This is a genomic window from Pseudomonas sp. B21-032, assembly GCF_024748965.1.
Taxonomy (GTDB): Bacteria; Pseudomonadota; Gammaproteobacteria; order Pseudomonadales; family Pseudomonadaceae; genus Aquipseudomonas.
The window spans coordinates 5,359,500-5,374,232 of sequence record NZ_CP087180.1; the positions used below are offsets into that span (position 1 = coordinate 5,359,500).

The window sequence follows — 14,733 nt, forward strand, 5'->3', positions numbered from 1 at the left end:
CGATGACGGAACGCTTCGACGCCAAGGACCTGGCCCGCGCAGTCAGCGCCGGCGTTCTGAACCCGGGCCAGGATCAGGCCCTGCTTGAATTTCTCAAGCGCCAGCCGCAAACCCAGGCCAGTTTCCAGCTGGCCCACGTGGCGTTTTACTTCGGCGCCCTGCTGATCATGGCCGCCATGGGCTGGCTGCTCAGTGAAGCCTGGATGCGCGTCGGTGACAGCGCCCTGCTGCTGGTCTCACTGATTTATATCGGCGTACTGACCCTGGGCGCCTTGCTAATGCAACGCCGCGGCCAGGTCATCCCTGCTGGCGTACTTGCTGCGGTGGCGGTGAGCATCGTACCGCTGGCAGTGTTTGCGGCGCAGCGACTCAGCGGTTTCTGGCTACTGGACAACGCCCAGGGCAACTACCACAACTACTACACCTACGTGCAGGACGGTTGGCTGCTGATGGAGGCGGCGACGATACTGGCCGGCTTGTTGATGCTGCGCCTGATCCCGTTTCCGTTCATCGTCATGCCGATTGCCGTGGCCTTGTGGTTCATGTCCATGGACCTGAGCGAATGGTTCTATGGCGAGGCCTTCGACTGGAATCAGCGGCGTACGGTGTCACTGTGGTTTGGCCTGGCGACATTGCTGGTGTTCCTGGTGATCGACGGTCGCACCCGCCAGGACTATGCCTTCTGGGGCTATCTGGCCGGATTGCTGGCCTTCTGGCTCGGCTTGCCGCTGCTGGATACCGACAGTGAATGGGACAAAGCGCTTTATGGTCTGATCAACCTTGGCCTGATGGGCATAGCACTGTTGCTGCGCCGTCCGCTGTTCATGGTCTTTGGTGGCATGGGCGTGGCGATGTACCTGGGTTACCTGTCTTACGAGGTGTTTGCCGAGTCGCTGCTGTTCCCGGTGGTGCTGACCCTGATCGGGTTGGGCGTGATTGGCTTGGGGCTTTTCTATCAGAAGCACCGCGAGGCTTTGAGCAGCCGTTTGCAGGCGCGATTGCCGCAAGGCTTGCTGAAGCTGCTGCCGGGGTTGCGCCACTGATGATTCGGTTATTTTGCCTTCGCTTGCTGCAAAGCCTGGGGCTGGTGCTGGTGGCTTATCTGTTCGTGTGCCTGCTGACTGCCGGCATGAGCGGGGAACCCTTTAGCCTGAAACTGCCTGACATCTCCCAACCTGATGGCAACAGTGCCGTCGACCTGTGGGTGTTCTCACTGCCCGGGCAACTGCTGTTGCTGCTGGCCGGCTGCTTCATTCACAGGCAGCGCCTGCTTGCCTTGGCCTTTGTGCTATCGGCCGCGCTGACGGCCTGGCTGCAGTGCCTGATATTTGCCGACGCCTTTGGCAATACCTGGAGTAGCGCAGAAATCGTCGGTCTGCTCGTCTTCAACCTGCACTGGTTGGTGGTGGCGCTGGTTCCGGGGCTGGCCTGGCTGATCGGGCTGGAGCGCCTGCGCCGTTAGCCCGCCCCCACAGGAGCGGGCTTGCTGGTAATCAACCGAGCTCGACAATCTCGTAGCTGTGGGTGATCTCGACACCGGCCCGGCCGAGCATGATCGAGGCCGAGCAATACTTCTCTGCCGACAGCTCGACCGCACGCTTGACCTGGGCTTCTTTCAGGCCACGGCCCTTGACCACGAAATTCAGGTGGATTTTGGTGAATACCTTCGGGTCTTCGCTGGCGCGCTCGGCTTCAAGGAAAGCTTCGCAGCTCTCTACTGCCTGGCGGGATTTCTTCAGGATGCTGACCACATCGAAGTTGCTGCAGCCACCCAGGCCCAACAGCAGCATTTCCATGGGCCGTACACCCAGGTTGCGGCCACCGGCCTCGGGCGGGCCATCCATCACGACCACATGGCCACTGCCCGATTCGCCCAGAAACATGGCTTCACCTGCCCACTGGATACGCGCCTTCATTACCTGGACTCCCTTGATTGAAAAAAGGCTGCCAGCTTAGACCCTGCGAGCCCGGCGGAAAAGCTCAAGCGCATGAGTAAATCTGCCGATAGAAGGACAAGTGTCTGATAAGCTGACGCCAAATCACTGGCGCTTATCGCCAGACTATCTATAAAAGAAATTGAAGCGTCGCCTCCTGACCGGGATCCAGCCATGGTTGCATCAGCCCTTCCAGCCAAGATCAAGAACATCGACAAGCTGCTGGTCCATTGCCAGCGCCGCCGCTATGCGGCCAAGAGCAACATCATCTGCGCCGGTGACAAGGCCGAAACCCTGTCCTTTATCGTCAAGGGCTCGGTGACCATCCTTATCGAGGATGACAACGGCCACGAAATGATCATCGCCTACCTCAACAGTGGCGACTTTTTCGGCGAGCTGGGGCTGTTTGAACCAGCCGGCCAGGAACACCAGCGCAGCGCCTGGGTGCGGGCCAAAAGCGAATGTGAAGTTGCAGAAATCAGCTACGAAAAATTCCGTGAACTGGCGCGTCACGACCCGGACATTCTCTATGCCCTGGGCAGCCAGATGGCCCAGCGCCTGCGCAACACCACGCGCAAGGTCGGCGACCTGGCCTTCTTCGACGTCACCGGCCGGGTAGCCCGCTGCCTGCTGGAATTGTGCAAGCAGCCAGACGCCATGACCCACCCCGACGGCATGCAGATCAAGATCACCCGCCAGGAAATCGGCCGCATCGTCGGTTGTTCGCGGGAGATGGTTGGCCGCGTCCTCAAGGATCTCGAAGAGCGCAGCCTGGTACACGTCAAGGGCAAGACCATGGTGGTCTTCGGTACCCGTTAATCGCGGGCGATGCCCTTGATCACTTCGGCATAGGCCTGGCCAAGGCGCTCGAGCAGCGGCGCCTCGGGTACCACCTCGTGCAAAGCGATGTGGCTGTCGGCCAGGCAGCGCTGCTCCAGCTCGCAGCATTCGTTGAAGCGGTTGACCGCCGCCACCATCGACTCGCGCTGGTTATCCAGCAGCAACGCACCATGAACCAACACCACCGGGCGCTTGCCACCCAGGCCCTGGCGCCAGCGCTGGGCAGTGCCGACCAGTTTGCGACCGTTAAGGTTGACGTTGTAGCGGCCATCACAGAACGCCCCTTCGATTTCCCCCACCGACGCCATCCCGCCCCATTCGCGCAGCACATCACACAGCGGCAGGCACAGACGCTCGTAGGCGTTTTCGATACGGCCGTGATCACCTTCGCTTTTCGGCGCGACGTAAACTAGGGCGATGTTGAGCACCGCCGGCGACTGCGGCACTGGCTCACCACCGGTTTCGCGCAGCAGCACCGGCCAACCGGCAATCGCAAGCTCGGCGCAGGCCGCCTCGAAGCCTTCGAGGCGGCTCATGCGCCGGGGCATGACCAGGGCATGATCGGTCGGTCGCCAGAACAACAGGCCATGATCCTTTTCGCCCTTGCATACCGCCGCCAGCAACTCCTGTTCGGCGTGCAGCCCGGCCTCGACAGTGACATCAAGCACTTGATCAGTCATCGCATTAACCTTGTAGAAACAAAAAAGCCGGCATCGCCGGCTTCAGAGTTGAATCAGTCCAGGCCTTGCACCGGGTTCTGCACCACACGCTCCGGGAAGAACAGGCGCTGCAGCTCCAGCCCCGGGTGTTCGGCGCGCATGAACGCTTCGCCGACCAGGAAGGAGTAGACCTCGTTGATTTCCATCAGCTCGACGTCGGCGCGGTTGAGGATGCCGCTTTCGGTAATGGCCAGGCGATCACGGGGGATGCGCGGCAGCAAGTCGAGGGTGGTTTCCAGGCTCACTTCAAAGGTGTGCAGGTTGCGGTTGTTGACGCCCACCAGCGGCGTATCGAGGGTCTTCAGCGCCCGCTCCAGCTCGTCGCCGTCGTGCACTTCGACCAGCACATCGAGGCCCACGCCTTTTGCCGTCGCGGCCAATTCGGCCATCTTCACATCATCCAGCGCGGCAACGATCAGCAGCACACAGTCGGCGCCCAAGGCCCGGGCTTCGACGATCTGATAAGGATCAATCATGAAGTCCTTGCGAATCACCGGCAGCTTGCACGCGGCGCGCGCCTGTTGCAGGTAGATGTCGCCGCCCTCGAAGTAATCGACGTCGGTCAGCACCGACAGGCAGGTCGCGCCGCCCTTCTCGTAGCTGACGGCAATGTCGGCCGGAATGAAGTTTTCGCGGATCACGCCCTTGCTTGGCGAGGCTTTCTTGATTTCGGCAATGACTGCAGGCTGCTTGCGCTTGGCCTGTTCGATAAGGGCCTTGGCAAAACCGCGTGGCGCATCGGCAGCGGCCGCCAGGCGTTCAAGCTCGGCAAGGCTGACACGCGCGCTGCGCTCGGCGACTTCTTCGACCTTGCGCGCCAGAATGTTTTCCAGAACCGTCGGCACACTCATCCTTCATTCTCCTGCTTGAATACCGCGGTAAAGGCACCGAGCTCTTCGAGTTTTTCCCGGGCAAGGCCAGTGTGCAATGCGTCGTGAGCCAGCTCCACGCCCTGCTTGAGGCTCATGGCGTGGTCGGCGGCGTACAGTGCGGCGCCGGCGTTGAGCACAATCATTTCCGCAGCCTTCTGGCCGTTCTCGGTCTTGCGCCGGCCCAGGGCATCGCGGATCAGCTCCAGCGACTTGGCCGGGCTCTCCACGGCCAGGCCATGCAGGCTCTGGCTTTTCATGCCGAGGTCTTCGGGCTCGACCCAGTACTCGCTGATCTGGTCGTTCTTGAGTTCAGCAACGAAGGTTGGCGCCGCCAGGCTGAATTCGTCCAGGCCATCTTTCGAATGCACCACCAGCACATGCTTGCTGCCCAGGCGTTGCAGCACTTCAGCCAGTGGGCGGCACAGTGCCTGGGTGAACACGCCGACGACCTGGTGCTTGACCCCGGCCGGATTCGTAAGCGGGCCGAGCATGTTGAACAGGGTACGCAAGCCCAGGTCACGACGCGGGCCAGCGGCGTATTTCATCGCCTTGTGGTGGGTCTGGGCAAACATGAAGCCAATGCCGACGCTGTCGATGCAGCGTGCGACCTGCACCGGCGTCAGGTTCAGGTAGATGCCAGCGGCTTCCAGCAGGTCGGCGCTGCCACTCTTGCCCGAGACCGCACGGTTACCGTGCTTGGCCACGGTGCAACCGGCGGCGGCGACGACAAAGGCCGAAGCGGTGGATACGTTGAAGATGTTGGCGCCATCACCGCCAGTGCCGACCACGTCGACCACCTGGTCGAGGGTGTTGAGCTCGACTTTGTCGGCCAGCTCGCGCATCACCGACACGGCACCGACAATTTCATCGATGCTCTCGCTCTTCATGCGCATGCCCATCATGAAGGCGCCGATCTGCGCCTCGGTGCATTGGCCGGTCATGATTTCGCGCATGACATCGCGCATTTCTTCGGTGCTCAGGTCCAGATGGCCGACGATGCGGCTCAGCGCGCTCTTGATATCCATGTTCGATCCTTAACGGCGGCCGCCGGTCTGCTTGAGGAAATTGGCGAACAGCTCGTGGCCCTGCTCGGTGAGGATCGATTCGGGGTGGAACTGCACCCCTTCGATGTTCAGCTCTTTATGGCGCAGGCCCATGATCTCGTCCACCGAGCCGTCTTCAAGGGCGGTCCAGGCGGTCAGTTCCAGGCAATCGGGCAGGGTTTCGCGCTTGACCACCAGCGAGTGGTAACGGGTGACGGTCAGCGGGTTGTTGAGGCCGGCAAACACACCCTGGTCCTTGTGCAGCACCGGGCTGGTCTTGCCATGCATCACCTGGCGGGCGCGCACGACTTCACCGCCGAAGGCCTGGCCGATGGACTGGTGGCCCAGGCATACGCCGAGGATCGGCAGCTTGCCGGCAAAATGCTTGATGGCCTCCAGCGACACACCGGCTTCGGTCGGGGTGCAGGGGCCAGGGGAAACGACAATGCGCTCGGGGTTAAGGGCTTCGATCTGGGCGATGGTCAGTTCGTCATTGCGAATGACCTTGACCTCTGCACCCAGCTCGCCGAGGTATTGCACGACGTTGTAGGTAAAGGAGTCGTAGTTGTCGATCATCAGTAACATCTGGGTTCAACCTCTTGCATCTACTGACTTTGAATACATGCCTTTCGATGTGCCTGTGCTCGGTGCTACAGGTGCGAGCTTCCCGGTGCACACCAGCAAGCGCCGGTTACAGCAGGTAAAGCATTCAGAAAGGCAAAGCGGTACAGGGCCGGCTAACCGGCAAGAGATAAAGTCAGGCGCGCCAACGCCAACGGGCGTGGGCCTTGATAACGCGCATCAAGAGTTTGCTGACGATCAACACGGGGTAGGTCTCGTTCATACGTTCCCGCACAGTAGCCTACCGGCGCGGTCCACGCAATATGACGGTGGCATGCCGAAACGCTTTAGCGATGGAAGACGCGCGGAATGTTTTGCTAACGTCGTAAGGCGTCATCCGATAACAACAACGAAAAAGGATCTTTGCGATGTTGAACGCGCGCTCCCTGTTGCCTTGTGCATTCTCGCTGCTGGCCCTGGCCTGCTCCAGCGTCCATGCCGCCCCCTCCCCTTACTCAACTCTGATCGTCTTCGGCGACAGCCTTGCCGATGCCGGGCAGTTCCCCGACAGCAATGGCCCGGCGGGCTCCACCCAGCGCTTTACCAACCGGGTCGGGCCAACATATGCCAACGGCGAAGCCTTCGGCGCGGTTTCGCCCATGCTGCTCGGTGCCCAGCTGGGTGTTGCTGCGGCCGACCTGGGCGCTTCGACCTCGCCAGTCAATGCCGCGCTGGGTCGCCCGGACGGCAACAACTGGGCAGTGGGTGGTTACCGTACCGACCAGATTCTCGACTCGATCACCGGTACTTCCGACGTGATCATTCCACCGGGCAACCCCGGCGCCGGCACCGTGCTGCGCGAACGCCCGGGCTATCTGGCCGGTGGTCTGCGCGCCGACCCCAACGCGCTTTACTACCTGACCGGTGGCGGCAACGACTTCCTCCAGGGCCAGATCACCAGCCCGGCAACCGCCGCAGCTGCCGCCAATCGCCTGGCCGCCAGCGCCCAAACCCTGCAACAGGGTGGCGCGCAGTACATCATGGTCTGGCTGCTGCCCGACCTGGGCCTGACTCCGGCCATCAATGGCACGCCGATGCAGGGCCCGGCTTCGCAGTTGAGCAGTATCTTCAACCAGCAACTGGTCGGCCAGCTGAGCCAGATTGATGCACAAGTTATTCCGCTCAATGTGCCGTTGCTGCTCCAGGAAGCCCTGGCTGCTCCGACGCAGTTCGGCCTGGCCAGCGGGCAGAACCTGGTCGGTACCTGTTTCAGCGGCAATGGCTGTGTGCAGAACGCAACCTACGGCATCAACGGTGCCACGCCCGACCCGAGCAAGCTGCTGTTCAACGATTCGGTCCACCCCACCAGTGCTGGGCAGGAGCTGATCGCCGACTACGCGTTTTCGATTCTTTCCGCCCCTTGGGAGCTGACGCTGTTACCAGAAATGGCCCACGCCAGCCTGCGCGCGCATCAGGATGAACTGCGCAACCAATGGCAAGGCCGCTGGCAGCCGGTTGGCCAATGGCAGGCCATCGTAGCAGCCGGGGGGCAGAACCTGGATATCGACAGCCAGCGCAGCTCGGCCAGCGCCGACGGCCATGGCTATAACCTGACCCTGGGCGGCAGCTATCGTCTGGACGAGGCCTGGCGTATTGGCGTGGCCACAGGCGTTTACCAGCAGAAGCTCGAAGCCGGCGAGCAAGACTCCGACTACAAGCTCGACAGCTACCTGGCAACCGCTTTCGTGCAGTTCCAGCAGAACCAGTGGTGGGCCGATGCCGCCCTGACCGGCGGGCACCTGGACTACAGCGACTTGAAGCGCACCTTCGCCCTGGGGGTAAATGATCGCAGCGAGAAAGGTGATACCGATGGCGAACTGTGGGCCTTCGCCGCACGCCTGGGTTATGACCTGGCAGCGCCCGGCAGCCGGTGGAGCCTGTCGCCGTTTGTCAGCGCCGACTATGCGCGGGTGAAGGTCGATGGCTATTCGGAGAAAGGCAGCCGCGCCACTGCCCTGAGCTTTGACGATCAGGACCGCGAATCGCGGCGCCTGGGCCTGGGCTTGCAGGGCAAGTACCAGGCCGGGCCCAGCACCTTGCTGTTCGCCGAAGTCGCTCACGAGCACGAGTTCGAAGACGACCAGCAGGACCTGACCCTCCACCTCAACAGCCTGCCGGGCAACGACTTCACCCTGACCGGCTACACCCCGCAGAGCAATCTGAACCGGGCAACCCTGGGTCTGAGCCAGAGCTTGGCACCGGGCCTGGCCCTGCGCGGCAGCTACAACTGGCGCAAGAGCGACGAGCTGACCCAGCAGGGGATCAACCTGGCATTGAGTCTGGAGTTCTAGGGAAGGGAACAGCGCCTGCTACCAACAGGCGCCGTGGATCAGGCTCAGTTGCGTGGCGTCTGCTCGGCCAGCGCCACCGCACGGAACATCGCCCGGCGCTTGTTGATGGTTTCTTCCCACTCAAGCGCTGGCACCGAGTCGGCAACAATGCCGCCACCGGCCTGCACGTGCAGCTCGCCGTCCTTGATCACCGCGGTACGGATGGCAATTGCGGTATCCATGTTGCCGTTCCAGGCAAAATACCCCACCGCACCACCGTAGACGCCGCGTTTGACCGGCTCCAGCTCGTCGATGATTTCCATGGCGCGGATTTTCGGCGCGCCGGACAAGGTGCCCGCCGGCAGGATGGCACGCAGGGCATCCATGGCGCTCAAGCCCTGCTTCAGCTCGCCGGTGACGTTGGACACAATGTGCATGACGTTGGAATAACGCTCGATCACCATCTTCTCGGTGACTTTGACCGAGCCGGTTTCCGACACCCGGCCGGCGTCGTTGCGGCCCAGATCGATGAGCATCAGGTGCTCGGCGATTTCCTTGTCGTCAGACAGCAAGTCTTCTTCCAGCGCGCGATCAGCCTCTTCGGTGGCGCCGCGTGGGCGGGTACCGGCGATCGGGCGCACGGTGACCAGGTTGTCTTCGACCCGTACCAGCACTTCCGGAGAGCTGCCCACTACGTGGAAGTCGCCGAAGTTGAAGAAGTACATGTATGGCGTCGGGTTGAAGCAGCGCAACGCCCGGTACAGGTCGATCGGCGCGGCCTTGAAGTCGATGGACATACGCTGCGACGGCACCACCTGCATGCAGTCGCCAGCGAGGATGTATTCCTTGATGGTATCGACCGCACGTTCGTAGTCGCTCTGGGTAAAGCTTGAGCGGAACTCAGGTTCTGCCGGCAGCGGCCCACCCAGGTCGAGGCCGCGACGCGGGGCGATAGGCTGGCGCAGTTGCTCAAGCAGGCCTTCGAGCCGGGCCAGGCCGTTTTCGTAAGCGTCTTGTTCAGCCGGATCGGCGAGGACAATGGCGTGCATCTTGCCGGCCAGGTTGTCGAACACCACCACGGCATCGGAGACCATCAGCAAGATGTCCGGCACGCCCAGCGGATCAGGGTTCGGGCACTTGCCCAGGCGCCGCTCGACATAACGCACGCAGTCATAACCGAAGTAGCCGACCAGGCCGCCGTTGAAGCGCGGCAGGCCGGCGATGGTCGGCACCTGGTAGCGCTCCTTGAAAGCTTCGACGAAGGCCAGCGGATCTTCCACTTCATGCTGCTCGATCAATTCACCATCATGGGTGATCCGCACCTGATGATCGTGCACACGCAACACGGTGCGGCACGGCAGGCCGATGATCGAGTAACGCCCCCACTTCTCGCCGCCCTGCACCGATTCGAGCAGGTAGGAGTTGGCGTGGTCAGCCAGTTTCAGGTAGATCGACAGCGGCGTGTCGAAGTCGGCCAGGGTCTCGCAGGCCAAGGGAATGCGGTTGTAGCCGGCAGCGGCCAGGCGCAGGAATTCTTCGCGGGTCATGATAGCCTCGTGGCAAGCAGCAGATGGGTCAGACAGGCAAGCAGGCCGGCGTGGGCCGGCGGATAGCAGTCAGGCGCGCCAACGCCAGCGGGCCAGGGCCTTGATGACTTTCATCCAGAGTTTGCCGATAACCGCCACGATGGAATCTCGATCTGAGGGGGATTGAACGTCCGCCAACGTTATCCCAGTGGCCGGATCTAAGCAACCAGGCAACAGCGCGCGCAGGTCGTCGATGACCAGGCACGGCGCCTCTTCGCTGATCGGCCGGCCATGGTTGTAGCCATAGGTCAGGCCAACGCATTTGACCCCGGCAGCCTTGGCCGCCAGCACGTCGCTGCGCGAGTCGCCAACGAACAGCGCCTGCTCGGGCTCGACGCTGGCCATTTTCATCACGAACAGCAAGGCAGCCGGATCGGGCTTTTTCTGCGGCAGGGTGTCGCCGCCGATGATCCAGCGGAAATAACGGCCGATTTTCATCTGGTCAAGCAAGGGTGCAACGAAGCGCTCGGGCTTGTTGGTGATCAGGGCCATTTCCACGCCCTGCTTGTGCAACCACTTGAGGGTGTCGCGCACGCCGGGGTAGACCACCGTCAGCTCATGGCTTTCGGCGTAGGCCTGCATGAACAGCTCCAGGCCCCGTTCGGCTTCGTCGTCATCCACTGCGCCATGCTCGATGCCACTGGCCAGCGCGCGGCGCACCAGCACCGGCGCACCATTGCCGACCCAGTGGCGTACCGCCTCAAGGCCAGCGGGCGGGCGGCCCATTGCGAGCAGCATGTTATCCACCGCCGCTGCCAGGTCCGGTACCGAATCGATCAGGGTACCGTCCAGATCAAACATCACCAGTTTGGGCAGGGCGCCGGGGAACAGCTGCTCGAAGCCACTCATGGGCGGGCCAGGGCCAGTTCGGCGTGCATCTTGGCAATCACCTCACGGTAGTCCGGGGTGTTGAAGATCGCCGAACCGGCGACGAAGGTGTCGGCGCCAGCAGCAGCGATTTCACGGATGTTGCCGACGTTGACGCCACCGTCGATTTCCAGGCGGATATCACGGCCGCTGGCGTCGATCAGCGCGCGGGCTTCGCGCAGCTTGTCGAGGGTGCCGGGGATGAATTTCTGGCCACCAAAGCCTGGGTTGACGCTCATCAACAGGATCATGTCGACCTTGTCCATCACGTACTTGAGGGTGTCGAGCGGAGTCGCCGGGTTGAATACCAGGCCGGCCTTGCAACCGCCGTCGCGAATCAACTGTAGCGAACGATCGATGTGCAGGGTGGCTTCCGGATGGAAGGTAATGTAGCTGGCGCCGGCTTCGATGAAGTCACCGATAATGCGGTCGACCGGGCTGACCATCAAATGCACGTCGATCGGTGCGGTGATGCCGTACTTGCGCAGGGCGGTGCAGACCATCGGGCCGATGGTCAGGTTGGGCACGTAATGGTTGTCCATTACATCGAAGTGAACGATGTCGGCACCCGCGGCCAGGACGTTGTCGACTTCCTCGCCGAGGCGGGCGAAGTCGGCAGAAAGAATCGAGGGGGCAATAGCGTAGGGCTGCATGGCGCACCTGTAGGCAGAATCACAGTGGCGCGCATTGTACCTCAGGCAAACGCTCAGGGGCTGACCGGTATCAAGGCGGTCGACGGGTGCTCATCACGGGGCCAGTCGACTCGACTCGCCCCGCGAACGATCTCAACCCGGCTGCTGGGTACGCAGCTTCTCGCTGCGCCCACGCAACCACTCCAGGGTCAGCAACAGCACCACCGAGAAGGCAATCAGCAAGGTTGCAGCGGCGGCGATGGTCGGGCTGAGGTTCTCGCGAATGCCGCTGAACATCTGCCGTGGCAGGGTCGCCTGCTCGGGGCCGGCGAGGAACAGGGTGACCACCACCTCGTCAAAAGACGTGGCAAAAGCGAACAGCGCCCCGGAGATCACCCCCGGCGCAATCAGCGGCAGGGTCACCCGCCGGAAGGTGGTCAGCGGCGAGGCGCCCAGGCTGGCGGCGGCGCGCACCAGGTTATGGTTGAAGCCCTGCAGGGTCGCCGAAACGGTGATGATGACGAACGGCACGCCCAACACCGCATGTACCAGGATCAGCGAGATAAAGCTGTTGCCCATGCCCAGCGGGGCAAAGAACAGGTAGCTGGCCACACCGATGATCACCACCGGCACCACCATGGGCGAAATCACCAGGGCCATGATCAGCGACTTGCCGGGGAAATCACCGCGAGTCAGGCCGATCGAAGCCAGGGTGCCGAAGATCATCGCCAGCACCGTGGCCGCCGGGGCGACGATGATGCTGTTCTTCAGCGCGCGCATCCACTCGGCGGAGGCGAAGAAGTCGTGGTACCACTGCAGCGAAAAGCCCTGCAGCGGGTAGACCAGGAAGCTGCCGGAGTTGAACGACAGCGGAATGATCACCAGCACCGGCAACACCAGGAACAACAGGATCAGCCCGCAAAGGATGCGCAAGCTGTAGAACCAGACCCGCTCGACGGGCGACATGTAGGGGCTCAGCATGACAACGCTCCTCAGCTCAGGCGCAGGCGGCTGGCGCCGACCAGCCAGCTATAGATCAGGTAAAGCAGCACGGTGGCCAGCAACAGCAGGCCGCCCAGCGCGGTCGCCATGCCCCAGTTGATGCTGGTGTTGGTGTAGAAGGCCACGAAGTAGCTGACCATCTGGTCGTTGGGGCTGCCGAGCAGCGCCGGGGTGATGTAGTAGCCGATGGCGAGGATGAACACCAACAGGCAGCCCGCGCCTACGCCGGCGTAGGTTTGCGGGAAGTACACCCGCCAGAAGCTGGCGAACGGATGACAGCCCAGGGATATCGCCGCACGCATGTAGGTCGGGGAGATGCCCTTCATCACGCTGTAGATCGGCAGGATCATGAACGGCAGCAGAATGTGCACCATGGAGATGTACACCCCGGTGCGGTTGAACACCAGTTCCAGCGGTTTGTCGATGATGCCCATGGCCATCAGCGCGCTGTTGATCAGCCCGCCCGATTGCAGCAGCACGATCCAGGCCGCGACCCGCACCAGGATCGAGGTCCAGAACGGCAGCAGCACCAGAATCATCAGCAGGTTGCTCTGCCGGGTCGGCAGGTTGGCCAGCAGGTAGGCCAGCGGATAGGCCAGCACCAGGCAGATGGCGGTGATGACGAAGCCCATCCACAGGGTACGGGTGAAGATGTCCAGGTAAATGGCCTGGTCCGGGGTGGCCTTGGCCAGCTCGCCGAGGTCATCGATACGATGGTCCAGGGCCGCCAGCAGGTAGAACGGGGTGACGCTACTGGTGTTACGGCGGATCGCCTGCCAGTAGGCCGGATCGCCCCAGCGCTCGTCCAGTTCCTGCAGGGCTTCTTTATAGGAAGCCGGCTCGGTCTTGAACGGCAACGCTCGCGCGGTCTTGGCCAGCAGGCTGCGATAGCCGGCCAGCTCCATGTTCAGACGCTTGGAGGTATCGCCCAGGGTCTGGTTCTTGCGTGCTTGCGCGAGGTCTTCGCTTAGCGCCTTATATACCGCCTCCCCTGGCAGGCCCTTGCCGTCCCACTCGGCCACAGCCGTCACAGTGAGCGGCAAGCCGCCGACCACTTCCGGGTTGCCCACGCTCTTGTACAACAGCGCGGCAATCGGCACGAGGAACACCAGCAGCAGAAACAGCGCCAGCGGTGCGATCAGCGCTTGCGCCTTCCAGCGGTTGACCCGCTCGGCACGCTTGAGACGCTGCTTGAGGTTGGAACCGGCGCCTTCATTCAGGGGCACTGCGATGGCCATAGCGAACTCCGAAATCTTGAGAACAAGGAGCGCCGGCGGCAAGCCGGCGCCCCATCAGCAGCCCTTACTTGGCAGCCCAGGCGTTGAAGCGTTGCTCCAGTTGCTCGCTGTTATCTGCCCAGAACGCCACATCGATCTGCACCTGGTTGGCGATGTTTTCCGGGGTGGTCGGCATATCTTTCTTGATCTCGTCGGACAGCAGGGCTACGGCCTTGGAATTGGCCGGGCCGTAGGCGATGTTCTCGGAGTAGGTCTTCTGCTGTTCAGGCTGGACCGAATAGGCGATGAATTTCTTTGCCTCTTCAACATCTTTGGCGCCTTTGGGGATGGCCCAGGCGTCAAAGTCGTAGATGCCGCCGTTCCATACGACTTTCAGGTTGCTCTCTTTTTGCACCGCGGCAATCCGGCCGTTGTAGGCCGAGCTCATGACTACGTCACCCGAGGCCAGGTACTGCGGCGGCTGGGCACCGGCTTCCCACCACTGGATGCTCGGCTTGAGTTCGTCGAGTTTCTTGAAGGCGCGGTCCTGGCCTTCCTTGGTGGCGAGTACCTTGTAAACGTCCTTGGGCGCAACACCGTCGGCCATCAGGGCGAACTCGAGGGTGTACTTGGCGCCTTTGCGCAGGCCGCGCTTGCCTGGGAACTGCTTGGTGTCCCAGAAATCCGCCCAACTGGTCGGCGCAGTCTTCAGCTTATCGGCGTTGTAGGCCATGACCGTGGACCAGACGAAGAAGCCGACACCGCACGGCTGGATAGCGCCGGGAACATAGTCGGACTCGTTACCGAACAGCGCAGGATCAAGTTCTTCGAACATACCCTCGTCGCAACCACGGGCCAGCTCCGGCGATTCGACCTCCACCAGGTTCCACGACACGCTCTTGGTGTCGACCATGGCTTTGACCTTGGCCATTTCACCGTTGTACTCGCCAGCGACGATCTTGCCCTTGCCCGCCTTCTCCCATGGATCGTAGAACGCCTTGACCTGGGCCGCCTTGTTGGCGCCGCCGAAGGAAATCACGGTCAGGTCGGCCGCCATGGCCTGGCTTGCCGCAAACAGGCCCAGGGTCAGGGCGGTCAACTTCAAGTGCTTGAGCATTATTATTCTCTCC

Annotated in this window: 15 protein-coding genes; 4 read left to right on the forward strand and 11 right to left on the reverse strand. The window is 62.2% G+C overall.

Going from position 1 to position 14,733, the window contains the following annotated elements:
- Positions 1 to 2 precede the first annotated feature (2 nt).
- Positions 3 to 1,043, forward strand: coding sequence for a hypothetical protein (locus LOY54_RS24845; protein WP_045199331.1), 1,041 nt, complete (start codon positions 3 to 5; stop codon positions 1,041 to 1,043).
- A complete protein-coding gene (locus tag LOY54_RS24850) occupies positions 1,043 to 1,462 on the forward strand; it encodes a hypothetical protein (RefSeq protein ID WP_052676536.1) in 420 nt (139 codons plus the stop codon). Before LOY54_RS24845 ends, LOY54_RS24850 begins: the two co-directional genes overlap by 1 nt.
- A gap of 31 nt (positions 1,463 to 1,493) precedes the next feature.
- Here the strand turns inward: LOY54_RS24850 and LOY54_RS24855 are convergent, their stop codons facing one another.
- A complete protein-coding gene (locus LOY54_RS24855; RefSeq protein ID WP_010221469.1) occupies positions 1,494 to 1,916 on the reverse strand; it encodes an OsmC family protein in 423 nt (140 codons plus the stop codon).
- Positions 1,917 to 2,108: 192 nt separating this feature from the next.
- Here LOY54_RS24855 and crp point away from each other — a divergent pair, with 192 nt between their 5' ends.
- Complete coding sequence (gene crp / locus LOY54_RS24860; RefSeq protein WP_045199329.1) at positions 2,109 to 2,753, forward strand: cAMP-activated global transcriptional regulator CRP; 645 nt, start codon at positions 2,109 to 2,111, stop codon at positions 2,751 to 2,753.
- Here crp and LOY54_RS24865 read toward each other — a convergent pair.
- Genes LOY54_RS24865 through LOY54_RS24880 form a run of 4 tightly spaced genes read right to left on the reverse strand, consistent with a single transcriptional unit; the run spans position 2,750 to position 5,993 of the window.
- A complete protein-coding gene (locus LOY54_RS24865) occupies positions 2,750 to 3,454 on the reverse strand; it encodes a lipoyl protein ligase domain-containing protein (RefSeq protein ID WP_258608290.1) in 705 nt (234 codons plus the stop codon). The genes crp and LOY54_RS24865 overlap by 4 nt on opposite strands.
- Before the next feature lie 53 nt (positions 3,455 to 3,507).
- Positions 3,508 to 4,344 (reverse strand): indole-3-glycerol phosphate synthase TrpC, encoded by an 837-nt coding sequence (trpC, locus tag LOY54_RS24870; protein ID WP_258608291.1) that lies wholly within the window; start codon positions 4,342 to 4,344, stop codon positions 3,508 to 3,510.
- Positions 4,341 to 5,390, reverse strand: coding sequence for an anthranilate phosphoribosyltransferase (gene trpD, locus LOY54_RS24875; protein WP_045199323.1), 1,050 nt, complete (start codon positions 5,388 to 5,390; stop codon positions 4,341 to 4,343). Before trpD ends, trpC begins: the two co-directional genes overlap by 4 nt.
- Positions 5,391 to 5,399: 9 nt before the next feature.
- Complete coding sequence (locus LOY54_RS24880) at positions 5,400 to 5,993, reverse strand: aminodeoxychorismate/anthranilate synthase component II (protein WP_045199321.1); 594 nt, start codon at positions 5,991 to 5,993, stop codon at positions 5,400 to 5,402.
- A 407-nt stretch (positions 5,994 to 6,400) separates the two neighbouring features.
- Here LOY54_RS24880 and estP point away from each other — a divergent pair, with 407 nt between their 5' ends.
- Positions 6,401 to 8,320, forward strand: coding sequence for an esterase EstP (gene estP / locus LOY54_RS24885; protein ID WP_408980608.1), 1,920 nt, complete (start codon positions 6,401 to 6,403; stop codon positions 8,318 to 8,320).
- A 44-nt stretch (positions 8,321 to 8,364) separates the two neighbouring features.
- Here estP and trpE read toward each other — a convergent pair whose 3' ends face one another.
- The 6 genes from trpE to LOY54_RS24915 all read right to left on the reverse strand — a co-directional run bounded on the left by trpE (position 8,365) and on the right by LOY54_RS24915 (position 14,720).
- Positions 8,365 to 9,846: an anthranilate synthase component I gene (gene trpE / locus LOY54_RS24890; protein WP_093378977.1), complete on the reverse strand. Its 1,482-nt coding sequence runs from the start codon at positions 9,844 to 9,846 to the stop codon at positions 8,365 to 8,367.
- 69 nt (positions 9,847 to 9,915) lie between these two features.
- A complete protein-coding gene (locus LOY54_RS24895; RefSeq protein ID WP_258608293.1) occupies positions 9,916 to 10,734 on the reverse strand; it encodes a phosphoglycolate phosphatase in 819 nt (272 codons plus the stop codon).
- On the reverse strand, positions 10,731 to 11,405 hold the full coding sequence (gene rpe / locus LOY54_RS24900) for a ribulose-phosphate 3-epimerase (RefSeq protein WP_045199313.1): 675 nt from the start codon (positions 11,403 to 11,405) through the stop codon (positions 10,731 to 10,733). Before rpe ends, LOY54_RS24895 begins: the two co-directional genes overlap by 4 nt.
- A gap of 132 nt (positions 11,406 to 11,537) precedes the next feature.
- On the reverse strand, positions 11,538 to 12,365 hold the full coding sequence (locus LOY54_RS24905; RefSeq protein WP_045199311.1) for an ABC transporter permease: 828 nt from the start codon (positions 12,363 to 12,365) through the stop codon (positions 11,538 to 11,540).
- 11 nt (positions 12,366 to 12,376) lie between these two features.
- On the reverse strand, positions 12,377 to 13,624 hold the full coding sequence (locus LOY54_RS24910) for an ABC transporter permease (RefSeq protein WP_045199309.1): 1,248 nt from the start codon (positions 13,622 to 13,624) through the stop codon (positions 12,377 to 12,379).
- A 64-nt stretch (positions 13,625 to 13,688) separates the two neighbouring features.
- Positions 13,689 to 14,720, reverse strand: a complete 1,032-nt coding sequence (locus LOY54_RS24915; protein ID WP_123565379.1) for an ABC transporter substrate-binding protein — start codon at positions 14,718 to 14,720, stop codon at positions 13,689 to 13,691.
- Positions 14,721 to 14,733: the final 13 nt, after the last annotated feature.

Excerpts from the sequence above, each read along its gene's own strand:
- trpE (WP_093378977.1), bottom strand. The coding sequence starts at position 9,846 with ATGACCCGCGAAGAATTCCTGCGCCTGGCCGCTGCCGGCTACAACCGC.
- LOY54_RS24855 (WP_010221469.1), bottom strand. The coding sequence starts at position 1,916 with ATGAAGGCGCGTATCCAGTGGGCAGGTGAAGCCATGTTTCTGGGCGAA.
- LOY54_RS24915 (WP_123565379.1), bottom strand. The coding sequence starts at position 14,720 with ATGCTCAAGCACTTGAAGTTGACCGCCCTGACCCTGGGCCTGTTTGCG.
- trpC (WP_258608291.1), bottom strand. The coding sequence starts at position 4,344 with ATGAGTGTGCCGACGGTTCTGGAAAACATTCTGGCGCGCAAGGTCGAA.
- LOY54_RS24850 (WP_052676536.1), top strand. The coding sequence starts at position 1,043 with ATGATTCGGTTATTTTGCCTTCGCTTGCTGCAAAGCCTGGGGCTGGTG.
- crp (WP_045199329.1), top strand. The coding sequence starts at position 2,109 with ATGGTTGCATCAGCCCTTCCAGCCAAGATCAAGAACATCGACAAGCTG.
- LOY54_RS24865 (WP_258608290.1), bottom strand. The coding sequence starts at position 3,454 with ATGACTGATCAAGTGCTTGATGTCACTGTCGAGGCCGGGCTGCACGCC.
- rpe (WP_045199313.1), bottom strand. The coding sequence starts at position 11,405 with ATGCAGCCCTACGCTATTGCCCCCTCGATTCTTTCTGCCGACTTCGCC.
- LOY54_RS24880 (WP_045199321.1), bottom strand. The coding sequence starts at position 5,993 with ATGTTACTGATGATCGACAACTACGACTCCTTTACCTACAACGTCGTG.
- LOY54_RS24895 (WP_258608293.1), bottom strand. The coding sequence starts at position 10,734 with ATGAGTGGCTTCGAGCAGCTGTTCCCCGGCGCCCTGCCCAAACTGGTG.
- LOY54_RS24845 (WP_045199331.1), top strand. The coding sequence starts at position 3 with ATGACGGAACGCTTCGACGCCAAGGACCTGGCCCGCGCAGTCAGCGCC.
- trpD (WP_045199323.1), bottom strand. The coding sequence starts at position 5,390 with ATGGATATCAAGAGCGCGCTGAGCCGCATCGTCGGCCATCTGGACCTG.
- LOY54_RS24905 (WP_045199311.1), bottom strand. The coding sequence starts at position 12,365 with ATGCTGAGCCCCTACATGTCGCCCGTCGAGCGGGTCTGGTTCTACAGC.
- LOY54_RS24910 (WP_045199309.1), bottom strand. The coding sequence starts at position 13,624 with ATGGCCATCGCAGTGCCCCTGAATGAAGGCGCCGGTTCCAACCTCAAG.